The 13,560-nt window shown below is 65.7% G+C and carries 16 protein-coding genes; 8 read left to right on the forward strand and 8 right to left on the reverse strand.

Annotated elements, in window-relative coordinates; genetic code table 11:
- Position 1: 1 nt before the first annotated feature.
- From IE101_RS03755 to IE101_RS03765, 3 genes are read right to left on the reverse strand one after another with little or no spacing between them, the layout of a single operon-like run.
- Positions 2-601 (reverse strand): NADH-quinone oxidoreductase subunit C, encoded by a 600-nt coding sequence (locus IE101_RS03755; RefSeq protein WP_189632432.1) that lies wholly within the window; start codon positions 599-601, stop codon positions 2-4.
- Positions 602-611: 10 nt separating this feature from the next.
- Positions 612-1,145 carry a NuoB/complex I 20 kDa subunit family protein gene (locus IE101_RS03760; protein ID WP_189632433.1) on the reverse strand — a complete coding sequence of 178 codons (534 nt, stop codon included), beginning with the start codon at positions 1,143-1,145 and terminating at the stop codon, positions 612-614.
- Entirely contained in the window at positions 1,136-1,501 is a 366-nt protein-coding gene (locus IE101_RS03765; RefSeq protein WP_189632434.1) for an NADH-quinone oxidoreductase subunit A, read from the reverse strand. Before IE101_RS03765 ends, IE101_RS03760 begins: the two co-directional genes overlap by 10 nt.
- Positions 1,502-1,943: 442 nt before the next feature.
- On the opposite strand from IE101_RS03765, the gene IE101_RS03770 reads away from it, so the two are divergent.
- A complete protein-coding gene (locus IE101_RS03770; RefSeq protein ID WP_189632435.1) occupies positions 1,944-2,537 on the forward strand; it encodes an OmpW/AlkL family protein in 594 nt (197 codons plus the stop codon).
- Positions 2,538-2,652: 115 nt separating this feature from the next.
- Entirely contained in the window at positions 2,653-3,111 is a 459-nt protein-coding gene (locus IE101_RS03775; protein WP_189632436.1) for a CreA family protein, read from the forward strand.
- Between the two features lie 88 nt (positions 3,112-3,199).
- Here the strand turns inward: IE101_RS03775 and IE101_RS03780 are convergent, their stop codons facing one another.
- Entirely contained in the window at positions 3,200-4,423 is a 1,224-nt protein-coding gene (locus IE101_RS03780; protein WP_189632437.1) for a DegT/DnrJ/EryC1/StrS family aminotransferase, read from the reverse strand.
- 145 nt (positions 4,424-4,568) lie between these two features.
- Here IE101_RS03780 and IE101_RS03785 point away from each other — a divergent pair, with 145 nt between their 5' ends.
- Positions 4,569-4,919, forward strand: a complete 351-nt coding sequence (locus IE101_RS03785) for a hypothetical protein (RefSeq protein WP_189632438.1) — start codon at positions 4,569-4,571, stop codon at positions 4,917-4,919.
- Between the two features lies 1 nt (position 4,920).
- Here IE101_RS03785 and IE101_RS03790 read toward each other — a convergent pair whose 3' ends face one another.
- A complete protein-coding gene (locus tag IE101_RS03790; RefSeq protein ID WP_189632439.1) occupies positions 4,921-5,583 on the reverse strand; it encodes an HAD hydrolase-like protein in 663 nt (220 codons plus the stop codon).
- A 108-nt stretch (positions 5,584-5,691) separates the two neighbouring features.
- Between IE101_RS03790 and glmU the strand changes: the two genes are divergently transcribed.
- The 5 genes from glmU to moaA all read left to right on the forward strand — a co-directional run bounded on the left by glmU (position 5,692) and on the right by moaA (position 11,354).
- Positions 5,692-7,044, forward strand: coding sequence for a bifunctional UDP-N-acetylglucosamine diphosphorylase/glucosamine-1-phosphate N-acetyltransferase GlmU (gene glmU / locus IE101_RS03795; protein ID WP_189632440.1), 1,353 nt, complete (start codon positions 5,692-5,694; stop codon positions 7,042-7,044).
- Position 7,045: 1 nt separating this feature from the next.
- Complete coding sequence (gene glmS, locus IE101_RS03800; RefSeq protein ID WP_189632441.1) at positions 7,046-8,860, forward strand: glutamine--fructose-6-phosphate transaminase (isomerizing); 1,815 nt, start codon at positions 7,046-7,048, stop codon at positions 8,858-8,860.
- A 1-nt stretch (position 8,861) separates the two neighbouring features.
- Positions 8,862-9,422, forward strand: a complete 561-nt coding sequence (locus IE101_RS03805) for a pyridoxamine 5'-phosphate oxidase family protein (RefSeq protein ID WP_189632442.1) — start codon at positions 8,862-8,864, stop codon at positions 9,420-9,422.
- Between the two features lie 146 nt (positions 9,423-9,568).
- Complete coding sequence (locus tag IE101_RS03810) at positions 9,569-10,192, forward strand: DNA alkylation repair protein (RefSeq protein WP_229804022.1); 624 nt, start codon at positions 9,569-9,571, stop codon at positions 10,190-10,192.
- Between the two features lie 154 nt (positions 10,193-10,346).
- On the forward strand, positions 10,347-11,354 hold the full coding sequence (gene moaA, locus IE101_RS03815; protein WP_189632444.1) for a GTP 3',8-cyclase MoaA: 1,008 nt from the start codon (positions 10,347-10,349) through the stop codon (positions 11,352-11,354).
- Here the strand turns inward: moaA and IE101_RS03820 are convergent.
- From IE101_RS03820 to IE101_RS03830, 3 genes are all read right to left on the reverse strand, one after another.
- Positions 11,351-12,136, reverse strand: a complete 786-nt coding sequence (locus IE101_RS03820; protein ID WP_189632445.1) for a LysM peptidoglycan-binding domain-containing protein — start codon at positions 12,134-12,136, stop codon at positions 11,351-11,353. The genes moaA and IE101_RS03820 overlap by 4 nt on opposite strands.
- Positions 12,133-12,795, reverse strand: a complete 663-nt coding sequence (locus IE101_RS03825) for a rhodanese-like domain-containing protein (protein WP_229804006.1) — start codon at positions 12,793-12,795, stop codon at positions 12,133-12,135. The genes IE101_RS03820 and IE101_RS03825 overlap by 4 nt, the downstream gene beginning before the upstream one ends.
- A gap of 95 nt (positions 12,796-12,890) precedes the next feature.
- A complete protein-coding gene (locus IE101_RS03830) occupies positions 12,891-13,526 on the reverse strand; it encodes a GntR family transcriptional regulator (protein WP_189632446.1) in 636 nt (211 codons plus the stop codon).
- Positions 13,527-13,560: the final 34 nt, after the last annotated feature.

A 13,560-nucleotide genomic window follows, 5' to 3' on the forward strand; every position in this document is an offset into this window, starting at 1 on the left:
CTCAGGCTTTCTTCTCGTCGCCCGGAAGCACGTATTGCGCGCCTTCCCACGGGCTGAGGAAATCGAACTGACGGTATTCCTGCACCAGCTTCACCGGCTCGTAGACCACGCGCTTCTGCGCCTCGTCATAACGCACTTCGGTATAGCCGGTCGTCGGAAAATCCTTGCGCAGCGGATAACCGCGGAAGCCATAATCGGTCAGGATGCGGCGCAGGTCGGGGTGACCCGAGAACAGGATCCCGAACATGTCGAAAACCTCGCGCTCGAACCAGTTGGCCGAGGGATGCACCGGCGTGATCGAGGGCACCATCTCATCCTCGCGGACGGCAGCCTTCACGCGGATGCGCTGGTTCTGGTACATCGACAGGAAATGATAGACCACGTCGAAGCGCGCCGCGCGTTCCGGATGATCGACGCCCGTGATGTCCACCAGCGTCGAGAAGCGGCAGGCGCTGTCGGTCTTGAGGAAGTCGATGAAAGGCACCAGCTGGGCGGGCTGCACTTCGACCGTCAGCTCGCCAAAGGCAATCGAGGTCGAAATCACGGCCTGCGGGCGCTTGGCCGACAGATGTTCAGCGAGTTGTGCGAGAGCTTCGGACATCTTCCCCTCCTCAGCGGACCAGCGTGCCGGTGCGGCGGATCTTCCGCTGCAGGGCGAGGATGCCATACATTAGCGCTTCGGCCGTGGGCGGGCAGCCCGGAACATAGATGTCCACCGGCACCACGCGGTCGCAGCCGCGCACGACGCTATAGCTGTAATGATAATAGCCGCCGCCATTGGCGCAGCTGCCCATCGAGATCACATAGCGCGGCTCGGGCATCTGGTCATAAACCTTGCGGAGCGCGGGCGCCATCTTGTTGGTCAGCGTGCCGGCCACGATCATCACGTCCGACTGGCGCGGGCTGGCGCGCGGGGCAAAGCCGTAACGCTCCACGTCATAGCGCGGCATGGCGGTGTGCATCATCTCGACCGCGCAGCAGGCCAGACCGAAGGTCATCCAGTGCAGGCTGCCCGTACGGGCCCAGTTGATGATGTCCTCGGTCGAGGTCAGCAGGAAGCCCTTGTCCTGCAGATCGCGGTTCATCGCGGCGACGCCGGCGTCCAGATCGTTCGCCGCGTGGTTGAGGCTGGTGCTCACGCCCATTCCAGCGCCCCTTTCTTCCATTCATAGGCAAAGCCGACGGTCAGAACGCCGAGGAAGACCATCATCGACCAGAAACCGACCATCGACAGATCCCCGAAGGCCACGGCCCATGGGAAGAGGAAGGCGACCTCAAGGTCGAAGATGATGAAGAGGATCGACACGAGGTAGAACCGCACGTCGAATTTCATCCGGGCGTCATCGAAGGCGTTGAAACCGCATTCATAGGCCGAGACCTTTTCCGGGTCAGGGTTGCGCACCGCGACAATCACGGCGGCGAGGATCAGCACGAGGCCGAGGCCGACGGCGAGTGCCAGAAAGATGAGGATGGGAAGATACTCTCGGAGAAGTTCGTCCACGAGTGGCTCCTTCGGCTGGCGGCATGGGCCATTGCGGCCCGGCGCGCGCGGATCGTTGCTGGGTTCCGTTTACTCTGCCCCCTTGGCGGGGTCAACCGAAGCCAAAGGGAAAAACCCCCCGCTTTCGTGTGATTTCCAGCCACTTGGCATCGCGGCATACCACCGCACACCGATTTTCTGCCGCAATGCAGAAGAAGCAGGTCGCATTCGGCAAAGACCAAGGGAATCTCTAGGGCTTGCCACACCCCGTCTGCCCCCTGGCCCCAATCAGAACGAAAATGCCCCGAAAGGCCCATCTTCAAAACATGAATAGTGAATTCATTTCATATGCTTAAGCCTGCCAATCTGGCGCAGGCCTGCGGGCGTTCCGGTTGATGCAGGTCAAAGTTGCCCGCACCCGCCCGGCGCAGGGTCGGGCCGCAAACAATCTGCGAGTAACATCATGAAAACGATCGCCCTTGCCCTTCTGGCCTCTGCCGCCCTTGCCCTGCCCGCCGCGGCACAATCGGCCGGTGACATGACCCTTGGCCTCGGCCTCGGCTCTGTTGGCCCGAAATCCGACAATGTCACCGTGGCCGGGGGCGCGGCCACCATCGACGGCAATGCCCGCCCGACCATCACCTTCGAATACTTCCTGCGCGACAACGTGGGGATCGAGGTCCTGGGCGCCCTGCCCTTCAAACACGTCGTCAATGTGAATGGCGCCCGCGCCGGCGTGACGAAACACCTGCCGCCGACCGTCTCGATCAACTACCACATCCCGACCGGCGGCCCGATCACCCCGCTCCTGGGCTTGGGCGTGAACTACACGCATTTCTTCGAAGACCGCTCGCCTCTCGGTGATCTTGACATCTCGGACAGCTGGGGCCTCGCCGCCCATCTCGGCGTCGATTACGCCATCAGCGAAAAGGGCGCCATCCGGGCCGACCTGCGCTATATCGACATCGACAGCGACGTGAAGCTCAATGGTGCCACCGTCGGCAAGGTCGAGGTTGACCCCGTGGTCGCAGGCCTCTCCTATATCATGAAGTTCTGATCGGTGGGCCGACAAAAGGGGGCGGACCCGCCGGTCCCCCCCCTTTTGCCCCTCAGCCCCTTGCACCAGAGGCTCCGCCGCCCCACCTCAGTCAGACCCGTGACCAGAGCCTCCCATGCCCTTTCCCCGCCTTCTCCCGCTTGCCGCCCTCACCCTGCTCACGGCCCTCCCCCTCCGGGCCGATCCCGTGGGCAAAGTCGGCGTCGACTGGGTCGGCAATGACATCCTCGTCGAATCCTTCGCCGACCCCAAGGTCAAGGGCGTCACCTGCCATCTCGCCTATTTCGACCGCTCGGTGATCGACCGGCTGCAAAACGGCAACTGGTTCGAAGACCCCTCCTATTCCGCCTTGGATTGCACGCGCACCGGCCCCGTAACCCTGGGCGACATCGACCGCGACCCGGAAGGGGAAGAGGTCTTCCGCGAAGGCCGCTCCCTCATCCTGAAATCCCTGCGCGTGACCCGGATCTATGACGCGAAGAACAACGCGCTCATCTACCTTGGCCATGCCAGCGAACTGACCCAGGGCTCGGGCAAGATGTCGCTCTCGGTGGTCCCGCTCGACACACCCTGAGCTTTGGATCAAAGCCCCATTTTCTGTCTGAAAATATCCTCGGGGGGATTGGCCGCAGGCCAAGGGGGGCAGACAGCCCCCCGCGCCCTCACTCGACCCGCGCCACGCCACCGGGGGCGCTCAGATCCCCCTGAAACACAGCCGAAACTTCGGCGCGGATGATGCGGGCAATCAGCGCGCAATCCTCAAGGCTGAAGGTCAGCGGCAGGCGCATGTCCAAAATCCCGTACAGCACCCGGTCGGTCGCGGGCATCGGCTCTGACGGCACATAGCCCCAGCTGTCATAGCGGCTGGTAAAGGCCACCGGCTCCGGCGCGCCGAACCACTTCAGCTCCACCCCGCGCGCGGCGCAGCGCGCGATCACGGCGCGGATTGCGTCATCCTGCCAATCCAGCAGCAGGAACTGGTAAGAAGAGGCCACGAAGCCCTCAGCCTCGGGCCGCGCCACACGGGTCAACCCCGGCACCCCGGCCAGCCCCGCGTCCAGAACGCGGTAGCGGTCATTCCAGCGCGCGCATTGGCGGGCCAGATCGCGCAGCTGCGGTCGCAGGATCGCCGCGCGCAGATTATCCATCCGGCCCGAGATATTGGGCGTCTGCAGGCGCAGATCGGCAAAGGCCTCGGGCGGGGGCGCCGCGCGGTGGCGGTCATAGAGCATATAGCTCCCCGACAGCAAAATCGCCCGCGCCATGACCTCGGCATCGTCCGAGATCAGCAGCCCACCCTCGCCGGAATTGGCGTGTTTGTAGGTCTGGGTGGAAAAGCACCCCACCGTGCCCCAACGCCCTGTCAGCCGCCCGGCCCAGCCCGCCCCCATCGTATGGGCGCAATCCTCGATCACCGTGATGCCCCGCGCGGCACAAAGCGCCATAAGCGCGTCCATATCGCAGATATGCCCGCGCATGTGGCTCAGCATCAGCACCCGCGCCTGATCGGCCTTGGCGGCCAGATCCTCAAGGTCGATCACCAGCCCCTCGGTCACACCGACAAACACAGGCACCGCCCCGACCGAGGCAATCGCCCCCGGCACCGGCGCCAGGGTGAAGGCATTGGTCAGCACCCTGTCACCCGGCCCCACCCCCACCGCACGCAGCGCACAGGCCAGCGCATAGCCGCCAGAGGCGACGGCAAGGCAATAAGACGCCCCGGTCTGGGCGGCAAATTCCTCTTCCAGCAGGGCGGCTTCCGCCACCTCGCCCGGGATGGTGTTGTAACGGTGCAGCCGCCCCGATTGCAGGACGCGCAGCGCCGCGGCGATGGCCTCCTCGGGTATCGGTTCCTGCTGGGTGAATGATCCGGTGAAACGTTCCATGCCCCTCACATGCGCCGCGTCATGGCGTCTGTCAACGCGGCGTTTCCGGGCGAAGATTCTGGCGCGCCGCAAAGGGGAAGCGTCAGGGCTTGGATTCCCCCGCGCCGCATGGCAAGGGGGCGACCTGCCCTGCCGGAGCCCCTTGATGCGCCTTCTTCCCGCCTGCCTGATCGTTACCGCCTTTCTGGGTGCGGCGGCGCCCGCCCGTGCCGATCTGGTGCTGACCGGGGTCGATGCACAGCGTCTGCATTGCGCGGCGATGCTCATGGTGATTTCGGACCGTCTGGCACAGGCAGGCTTCATCCCGGCCGAGGCGCGCGCGCAGGCCCAGGTGGTCGCCGTCGCGCTTCTGTCGGAACTGCCGGGCAGCGAACGCGACCGCGTCCGAGCCCTTGTGCAGCGGGCCGACAAGCTGATGCGGACGCGCACCATGCCCGCACTTCTGGATGAATTCGAAGCGACGGTCGACTGGTGCGCGGCGCAGGTTCCGGAATAACTCAGCCCCGCAGGCGTTCGACCAGCCCGGGCAAGTCGGCATAGTCATCCAGCATTGCCGTCGGCGCCAGACGCGCGATCCCTGCGCCCTCGGGGCCGAAGCTGACAAGGATGCAGGGCACCCCCGCGGCCTCGGCCGTGCGGCGGTCGGTTTCGGTATCCCCCACCAGAAGCGATCGGCGCGGATCGCCCCCCGCCCGCAGAACAGAGGCGACATAGGGCGCCACATCGGGCTTGCGCGTGGGCAGCGTATCCGCCCCGATCAGACTGTCAAACAGCCCCCGCACCCCAAGCCGGGTCAGCAGAAGTTCGGCCAGACCTTCGGGCTTGTTGGTGCAGATCGCCGTGCGATAGCCGCCTTCACGCAGCGCCAAGACCGCCTCGACCGCGCCGGGGTAAAGCCGGGTATGGGTGTCGATCCCCTCGGCATAAGCAGCCAGCAGGGGCGCATATTGGGATCCGACCAGAGCGTCATCCTCGATCCCCAGCCGGGAAAACCCCAGCCGCAGCATCGCCCGCCCGCCGTGAAAGGCCGTCAGCGCATCTTGGCCCGGATCCAGCAGGTCGCCATGGCCAAGCCCGCGGAAACAGGCATTGGCCGCCGCGATCAGATCGGCCGAGGTATCGGCCAGCGTGCCGTCCAGATCGAAAACCACGGTGAACATGGCGTGTCCTTTTTGGTTGAAACCTGCCGAAAGATTGTGTGATGGGGCATGTCTTGCGCCCCAAGGCCATGGGGTTAAAACGGGCGCAACGCCAAGGAAAGGGGTGTCATGTCGGTTTCTCTTGTCATTCTCGCCGCGGGCCAGGGCACGCGGATGAATTCCGACCTGCCGAAGGTGCTGCACAAGGTTGCCGGGGCGCCGCTTCTGCACCATGCCATGCAGGCCGGGGCCGCCCTTGCGCCCGAAAAGGTGATCGTGGTGGCCGGTCACGGCGCCGAGGCCGTGTCCAAGGCCGCCCGCGCCTGGGATGACAGCTGCGAGATCGTGGTGCAGGACGAACAGCTCGGCACCGCCCATGCCGTCGCGCAGGCCGCCCCCCTGCTGACCGAGGCGCGCGGCGATTGCGTCGTGCTTTACGGCGACACCCCCTTCATCCGACCCGAAACGCTGGAAGCCATGCGCGAGGCCCGCGCCCGCCATGCCGTCGTCGTGCTGGGATTCGAGGCCGCCGATCCGGGCCGTTATGGCCGCCTGATCACCAATGGCGATCAGTTGGAGCGCATCGTCGAATTCAAGGACGCGACCGAGGCCGAACGCGCCATCACGCTTTGCAATTCGGGGGTGATCTGCGCGGATGTGCAGACGCTGTTCAGCCTGATTTCGGCCGTGGGCAATGACAATGCGGCGGGCGAATATTACCTGACCGACATCGTGGCGCTGGCCCGCGCGCGCGGCCTTTCGGCCGGTGTCGTCACCTGCTCCGAGGCCGAGACGATGGGCGTCAATACCCGCGCCCAGCTGGCCGAGGCCGAGGCCGCCTTCCAGACCCGCGCCCGCGCCGATGCGCTGGAAAACGGTGTCACCCTCACCGCGCCCGAAACCGTGTTCCTGTCGCTGGATACCGTGATCGGGCGGGATGCGATCATCGGGCCGAATGTGGTTTTCGGCCCCGGCGTGACCATCGAAAGCGGCGCGGAAATCAAGGCTTTCTGCCATCTGGAAGGCTGCCATGTGTCGCGCGGCGCCGATGTCGGCCCCTTTGCCCGCCTGCGCCCCGGCGCGGAACTGGCGGAATTCGTCCATGTCGGCAATTTCGTCGAGATCAAGAATGCCATTCTGGACGAGGGCGTGAAGGTCGGCCACCTGACCTATCTGGGCGATGCTGATGTGGGCGAACATACCAATATCGGCGCGGGCACCGTCACCTGCAATTATGACGGGGTGAACAAGCACCGCACGCGCATCGGCAAACGGGCCTTCATCGGGTCGGATACCATGCTGGTCGCGCCGGTCAGCGTGGGCGACGGCGCGATGACGGGGTCAGGCTCGGTCATCACCGAGGATGTGCCGGCCGAGGCGGTCGCGCTTGCGCGGGCAAAGCAGGTGGTGAAGCCGGGTCTCGCGCCGCGGCTCTTTGAGATGTATCGGGCCATCAAGGCCAAGCGCCAGAAAGGCGAATGACATGTGCGGGATTGTTGGGGTTCTGGGCAACCATCAGGTGGCGCCGCTGCTGGTCGAGGCGCTGAAGCGTCTGGAATATCGCGGCTATGACAGCGCGGGGATCGCGACGGTCAATGACGGCCGTCTGGATCGCCGCCGCGCGGTGGGCAAGCTGCAAAACCTGTCGGACCTGCTGGTGCATGAACCGCTCGCCGGGCGGGCCGGGATCGGCCATACCCGCTGGGCCACCCATGGCGCGGCGACCGTGGCCAATGCCCACCCCCACCGCGCCGGCGCCGTGGCCGTTGTCCATAACGGCATCATCGAGAATTTCCGCGAACTGCGGGCCGAGCTGACCGCCGCGGGCTACAGCTTTGAATCCGAAACCGATACCGAAACCATCGCCCTGCTGATGCGCCATGCGCTGGCCGATGGCAAAACCCCGCAAGAGGCCGCGGCCGAAATCCTGCCGCGGCTGCACGGCGCTTTCGCGCTGTGCTTCCTCTTTGAAGGCGAAGATGATCTGATGATCTGCGCCCGCAAGGGCAGCCCGCTTGCCATTGGCCATGGCGAGGGCGAGATGTTCGTGGGATCGGATGCCATCGCCCTTGCCCCCATGACCGACCGCGTCACCTATCTTGAGGAAGGCGACTGGGCCGTCATCACCCGCAAGGGGGCCGAGATTTTCGACGCCGAGAACCGCCGCGCCAATCGCGCGATGACGCGCATCCAGGTCGATGCCACGCGGATCGAAAAGGCGGGCTACAAGCATTTCATGGCCAAGGAAATCGCCGAACAGCCGGTGGTCTTGGCCGATGCGCTGAAACATTACACCACGGGCGGCGCCATCACCCTGCCTGAGGGGCTTGATTTCGCGGGCGTGGACCGGCTGACCATGGTGGCCTGCGGCACGGCCTCTTACGCCTGCCATGTGGCGAAATACTGGTTTGAAAGCCTCGCCGGGCTACCCTGCGACATCGATATCGCGTCGGAATTCCGCTACCGCGAACCGCCACTGTCGGAAAAGGGCTGGGCGCTGTTCGTCAGCCAGTCGGGTGAGACCGCCGATACGCTGGCCGCGCTGCGCTATGCGCGTGACAAAGTGGCACGGATCCTGTCGATCGTGAATGTGACCACCTCGTCCATCGCGCGGGAAAGCGACCTGGCGCTGCCGATCCTTGCCGGGGTCGAGGTGGGCGTGGCCTCGACCAAGGCCTTTACCTGCCAGTTGGCGGTTCTGGCGCTGCTCGCGCTCAAGGCGGGGTTTGACCGTGGTCGGCTGACGGCGGATCAGGTCGCCGACCATCTGGCGACCTTCCGTCTGCTGCCGGGGCTGATGAACCATGCCATCGGCCTTGCGCCCGAGATCGAGAAGCTGGCCGAACAGCTGGCCGAGGCACAGGACGTGCTGTTCCTGGGCCGGGGTGCGATGTTCCCGCTGGCGCTGGAGGGGGCGCTGAAGCTCAAGGAAATCAGCTATATCCACGCCGAGGGCTATGCCTCGGGCGAACTGAAGCACGGCCCCATCGCGCTGATCGACAACCGCGTGCCGGTGGTGGTGCTGGCCCCGCGTGACCATTTGTTCGAAAAGACCGTCTCGAACATGCAAGAGGTGATGGCGCGGCACGGGAAGGTGCTGCTCATGTCCGACGCGGCGGGTGTCGCCGAGGCAGGGGCGGGCTGCTGGAAAACGCTGACCTTGCCGCAAGTGCCCGATCTGCTGGCGCCGATCCTCTATGCGATCCCGGCGCAATTGCTGGCCTATCACACGGCCATTGCGAAGGGGACGGATGTGGACCAGCCGCGCAACCTTGCGAAATCCGTGACGGTGGAGTGAGATGGCCAAGCAGTTCGCGGGCTTTGGGGCCGATCATCAGGCCTTCATCGCCGAACAGCCGGTCTATTTCGTGGCAACCAGCGCCCCCGACGCGCGCATCAACCTGTCGCCCAAGGGGATGGACAGCCTCCGCGTGATCGGCCCCAACCGGCTGATCTGGCTGAATGTCACCGGATCCGGGAACGAAACCGCGGCACATCTGCCGCGCGATCCGCGCATGACGGTGATGTGGTGCAGCTTCGGCACCCGCCCGCTGATCCTGCGGGCCTATGGCAGGGCGCGGGTGATCCATCGGGGCGATGGCGATTGGGCGGATCTGGCAGCGCAGCTGCCCGCCCTGCCCGGCGCGCGGCAGATCTTTGATCTGGCGGTGGATCTGGTGCAGACCTCTTGCGGTTTCGCCGTGCCGCAGATGGAATCGGCACGTGAACGGCCGGTGCTGCGGACATGGGCAGAACAGAAAGGCCCCGAAGGCATTGCCGCCTATTGGGACGAACGCAACCGGGTGTCGATCGACGGTCTGGCGACCGGGATCGAGGCCAATCTTGAGGGCGAGGCATGAACGGGACCGAAGGCGAGACCCCCCAGAGCGAGGATTGGAGCGACTGGGTCGAGGACGAGACCCCGCCCCCCGCCCCGGCACCGGACACGGCCGAGGCCGCGCTAGACCAGATCGCCGCCGCGGGCGACCCCGCCAAGGCGCCCGAGATGGCCGCCTATCACAAGGCCGAGCGGCGCTATCTGGGCACCCCAGTGCCCGCGATTGATGCGCTGACGCGCGACTGGCGTCTGGGTCTGGACCTTGAAGGGCGGCTCAAGCTTGCCGCCGGATTGTGGGACAGCAATGTACATGAGGGCCGCGTCGCCGCAGCCAAGCTGCTGACCCAGGCGCGCATCCGCCCCGATGACGGCGTCTGGGCGCTGATACAGGCTTGGGTGCCCGAGTTCGACGCCTGGGCCATCGCCGATCATGTGAGCAAGGCCGGAGAAAAGCGCATCATGGCCGATCTGGGGCGGCTGGATGCGGTGGAAGGCTGGATCGCAGCGCCGCTGATGTGGCAACGCCGGGCGGCGCTGGTGATGACGCTGCCGCTGACCAAGCTGAATTTCCCCAAGCCGGCCGAGCTTGCCGCTCGGGAGCGGGTGCTGGGCTGGGCCGCGGCCATGGTCGGGGACCGGGACTGGTTCATCCAGAAGGCCATCGGCTGGTGGCTGCGCGAATTGTCAAAGCATGATCCCGTGCGGGTTCAGGCCTTTTTGGCCGAGCATGGGCCGGGATTGAAGGCCTTTGCCCGCAAGGAGGCCGCGCAATATCTGCCCAAGGCAGAGTGAGCGGAAGGGAGGGGGCTGTCTGCCCCCTCTGGGCCTTCGGCCCATTCACCCCCGAGGATATTTCCGGACAGAAAATGAGAGGCGTGGCGCCGGGGGGCGCAGGGGCGGCGCAATGCGCCTTGTCGCTGCGGGCGGGGGGGCGTAAAATCTGCCCATGGAACCTGCGCCCCTGATTGACCCCTTTGCCCGCGCGATCCGATACCTGCGGGTATCGGTGACGGATCGCTGCGATTTCCGCTGTGTCTATTGCATGGCGGAGAACATGACCTTTCTGCCAAAGGCGGATCTTCTGACGTTGGAGGAATTGGACCGGATGTGTTCGACCTTCGTGCGGTTGGGGGTCGAGAAGTTGCGGATCACCGGCGGAGAGCCGCTGGTGCGCAAGGGCATCATGACGTTTTTTCGGGCCATGTCGCGGCATCTGGAGAGCGGGGCCTTGCAGGAGCTGACCGTGACGACCAACGGCAGCCAGCTTGCGCGCTATGCGAGGGAGCTGGTGGAGTGTGGTGTGGAGCGGATCAATGTCTCGCTCGATACGCTGGAGCCGGAGAAGTTTTCCCGCATCACGCGGTGGGGGCGGCTGGCGCAGGTGCTGGAGGGGATCGAGGCGGCGCGGGCGGCGGGGCTGCAGGTGAAGATCAATGCCGTGGCACTGAAGGGCGTGAATGACGGCGAGCTGTTCCCCATCGTGGAATGGTGCGCGCGCGAGGGCCATGACCTGACCTTCATCGAGGTCATGCCGATGGGGGATCTGGGCGGCGAGGATCGGCTGGACCAGTATTGGTCGCTGCGGGAGCTGCGGGCCGAGCTGGCGGGGCGCTATACGCTGATCGATCTGCCGGATCGGACCGGGGGGCCTGCGCGCTATGTGCGGCTGGCCGAGACGGGCCAGCGGATCGGCTTTATCACGCCGATGACGCATAACTTCTGCGAAAGCTGCAACCGAGTGCGGCTGACCTGCACGGGGGAGTTGTTCATGTGTCTGGGGCAGGAGGATGTCGCCGATCTGCGCGGGCCGCTGCGGGCGAGTGCCGATGATGCGGCACTGGAACAGGCCATCCGGGCGGCGATTGCGCGCAAGCCCAAGGGCCATGATTTCGACTATTCGCGGCAGAAGGTGGCGGGGCAGATGTCGCGCCACATGAGCCACACGGGCGGTTAAGGCGCGGCGCGGTCAGGCAGGATGAGTGTCTGGCCCGGTTGCAGCTGATCGGGCGAGGCGAGATTGGGCTGGTTTGCCGCGAAGAGCGCCGGGAAAAGCGCGGCATCCCCGTAGAAGCGCAGCGCGATGGCGCCGAGGCTGTCACCGGGCTGCACGGTATAGCTGCTGTCCGGGATGCGGCGTTCGGGGCTTGGGCGCGGCGTGAAACCTGCGGCAATCCGGGCCTCTTGCACGAGGCTGGCCAGAAGCACCGCCGTATCAACCTGTCCGCTTGCGGTGACAAGGGCCGCGGGGACCGAAAGCTGGCCCTGCCCTGCGGCCTCATTCACGAGGGCGTCGATATAGGCGTCGGATTGACCTTCGCGCAGGGCCTGGGCCACCAGCCCCTCAAGCGAGGTGCCGGGGGTTTCGGGCAGGCCCCGCAGGCTGCGCAGGCCCGAAAGCGCGACGGAGGACAGCGCCTGATAATCCGTCCCTTCCGGGGTCTGTCCCTTGGGCAGCAGGGCCAGTTCCCGCAGGATGGCGGCAGTGGTCCGGCCAAGGGCTGCATCCCCCCCACGGACCAGCGGACGGCCGAGGCCGATCTGCCCCGGTGGTGCCACGGCGGCCAGCGCGGCGGCGGTCGAGGTGGACATGCCCACCGGTTCCGCGCCGGGCGGACTGCCTTCGGCAAAGATCGCGGCCAGATCGGGTTCGGGCGGCGACACGAAACTGGGCCCGCCGGTGATGACCCAGGCGATGCCGATGACGATCGTGAGGTAGACGAGGCTCATCCGGATCATGGTGCGCCCCCACCAGCCTGGGCGAGGCTTTGATCCCGCGCCACGGTCAGGCCCAGCATCTGCCAATCCTGCATGCCGCCGCGATACCAATGCAGCCGGTCCACCGGATAGCCAAGCGCGACCAGCGCATCGATAGCGCGCAGGGATTGATCGCTCCAGGCGCCATTACAGAAGAGAACCAGCTCCAGCGCGGCCGAGAAATCGAAATTGCTGCCCCCCAGTGGCCGGGCACCCAGGGCCACGAGGATATCGTTGCGAAAGGGGTTTTCGGCGGAAAGTGTCGCGAACGGCAAGTTCACGGCACCGGGGATGCTGCCCTTGGCGAACCATTCCGGCAGGCGCGCGTCGATCAGCGCGCCCTGTCCGCCGGCGACGCGATCCTGCAGGAAGCGGATCACCTCAAGCTCGGCCACGGGGGTGACGCCGGTGATAGGCACCATGGGCTGGATGCAGAAAGGCGGGCAGGCGCGCGCGGTCTTGGTGAATTCGCCGCTCAGCTTGCTGGTGGGGTCGGTCGGGCGGCGAATGACGAAGTCCTGCCCGTTCAGGGAAAACCGCGCCTCGGGCAGGTCGGCGGTCAGGCGCACCTCATCAGCCGCCGCAGTCGAAACCGCAGCCAAGCCTGCCAGAACCAGCACGAGATGTGTCAGACGTGACACGACCGGCACCCCTTACCACCCGTTGCGCGCAGGCCTGCCGCGCGTGACCGCATCGTCGCAAAAAAACCGGGCGAATTCAACCGGAACCGGGATGATCAGCGCAGCTTCAGCTCGCCCGCCTCAACCCGCAGCCGGGTTTCGAACGCCTTGGAGATATGGGCCTTGAGCGCGGTATAGGCGGCATCCCCGTCGCGGGCGGCAATGGCGGCCACGATCGCCTCATGTTCCGAAAGGGCCACCTCGTCGCGCCCCTCGGCCGCGAAGGAGGTATTGGCCATCAGCGCCATGGACCGATGCACCAGATCAAGCTGCTGCACCAGAAAGCGGTTGTGGCTGGCCAGATGGATCTGCTTGTGGAACCGCTTGTTCGCACGGCTGAGCGCGCGGGGATCACCACCAAGGAGGGCGCGGTCTTCCTCGGCCATGGTTTTCAGGACGCGGATTTCCTCTTCGGTCGCGTGGCGCGCGGCAAGACGGGCGGCCAGCCCCTCAAGCTCGGTCCGGACGGCGTAAAGCTCGGCCAGCTGGTTGTGATCAAGGCTGGCCACGATCAGGCTGCGGCCATCGCGGGTCAGCATGGACTGGGTTTCCAGCCGTTGCAGCGCCTCGCGCACCGGGGTGCGGGACACGCCCAGCCGTTCCGCCAGTTCCGATTCCACCAGCCGGTCGCCGGGCTTGTAGACGCCGGCTTCGATGGCCTCGAGGATGAGCGTATAGGCGTCTTTCTGCACGGGATGTCCCTTTGTCCTGTCTTGGGCGACAGTA

Origin of the sequence: Gemmobacter lanyuensis (assembly GCF_014652355.1) — a bacterium.
Taxonomy (GTDB): Bacteria; Pseudomonadota; Alphaproteobacteria; order Rhodobacterales; family Rhodobacteraceae; genus Gemmobacter; species Gemmobacter lanyuensis.

Excerpts from the sequence above, each read along its gene's own strand:
- IE101_RS03755 (WP_189632432.1), bottom strand. The coding sequence starts at position 601 with ATGTCCGAAGCTCTCGCACAACTCGCTGAACATCTGTCGGCCAAGCGC.
- IE101_RS03760 (WP_189632433.1), bottom strand. The coding sequence starts at position 1,145 with ATGGGCGTGAGCACCAGCCTCAACCACGCGGCGAACGATCTGGACGCC.
- IE101_RS03770 (WP_189632435.1), top strand. The coding sequence starts at position 1,944 with ATGAAAACGATCGCCCTTGCCCTTCTGGCCTCTGCCGCCCTTGCCCTG.
- IE101_RS03775 (WP_189632436.1), top strand. The coding sequence starts at position 2,653 with ATGCCCTTTCCCCGCCTTCTCCCGCTTGCCGCCCTCACCCTGCTCACG.
- IE101_RS03780 (WP_189632437.1), bottom strand. The coding sequence starts at position 4,423 with ATGGAACGTTTCACCGGATCATTCACCCAGCAGGAACCGATACCCGAG.
- IE101_RS03785 (WP_189632438.1), top strand. The coding sequence starts at position 4,569 with ATGCGCCTTCTTCCCGCCTGCCTGATCGTTACCGCCTTTCTGGGTGCG.
- IE101_RS03790 (WP_189632439.1), bottom strand. The coding sequence starts at position 5,583 with ATGTTCACCGTGGTTTTCGATCTGGACGGCACGCTGGCCGATACCTCG.
- glmU (WP_189632440.1), top strand. The coding sequence starts at position 5,692 with ATGTCGGTTTCTCTTGTCATTCTCGCCGCGGGCCAGGGCACGCGGATG.
- glmS (WP_189632441.1), top strand. The coding sequence starts at position 7,046 with ATGTGCGGGATTGTTGGGGTTCTGGGCAACCATCAGGTGGCGCCGCTG.
- IE101_RS03805 (WP_189632442.1), top strand. The coding sequence starts at position 8,862 with ATGGCCAAGCAGTTCGCGGGCTTTGGGGCCGATCATCAGGCCTTCATC.
- IE101_RS03810 (WP_229804022.1), top strand. The coding sequence starts at position 9,569 with ATGGCCGCCTATCACAAGGCCGAGCGGCGCTATCTGGGCACCCCAGTG.
- moaA (WP_189632444.1), top strand. The coding sequence starts at position 10,347 with ATGGAACCTGCGCCCCTGATTGACCCCTTTGCCCGCGCGATCCGATAC.
- IE101_RS03820 (WP_189632445.1), bottom strand. The coding sequence starts at position 12,136 with ATGATCCGGATGAGCCTCGTCTACCTCACGATCGTCATCGGCATCGCC.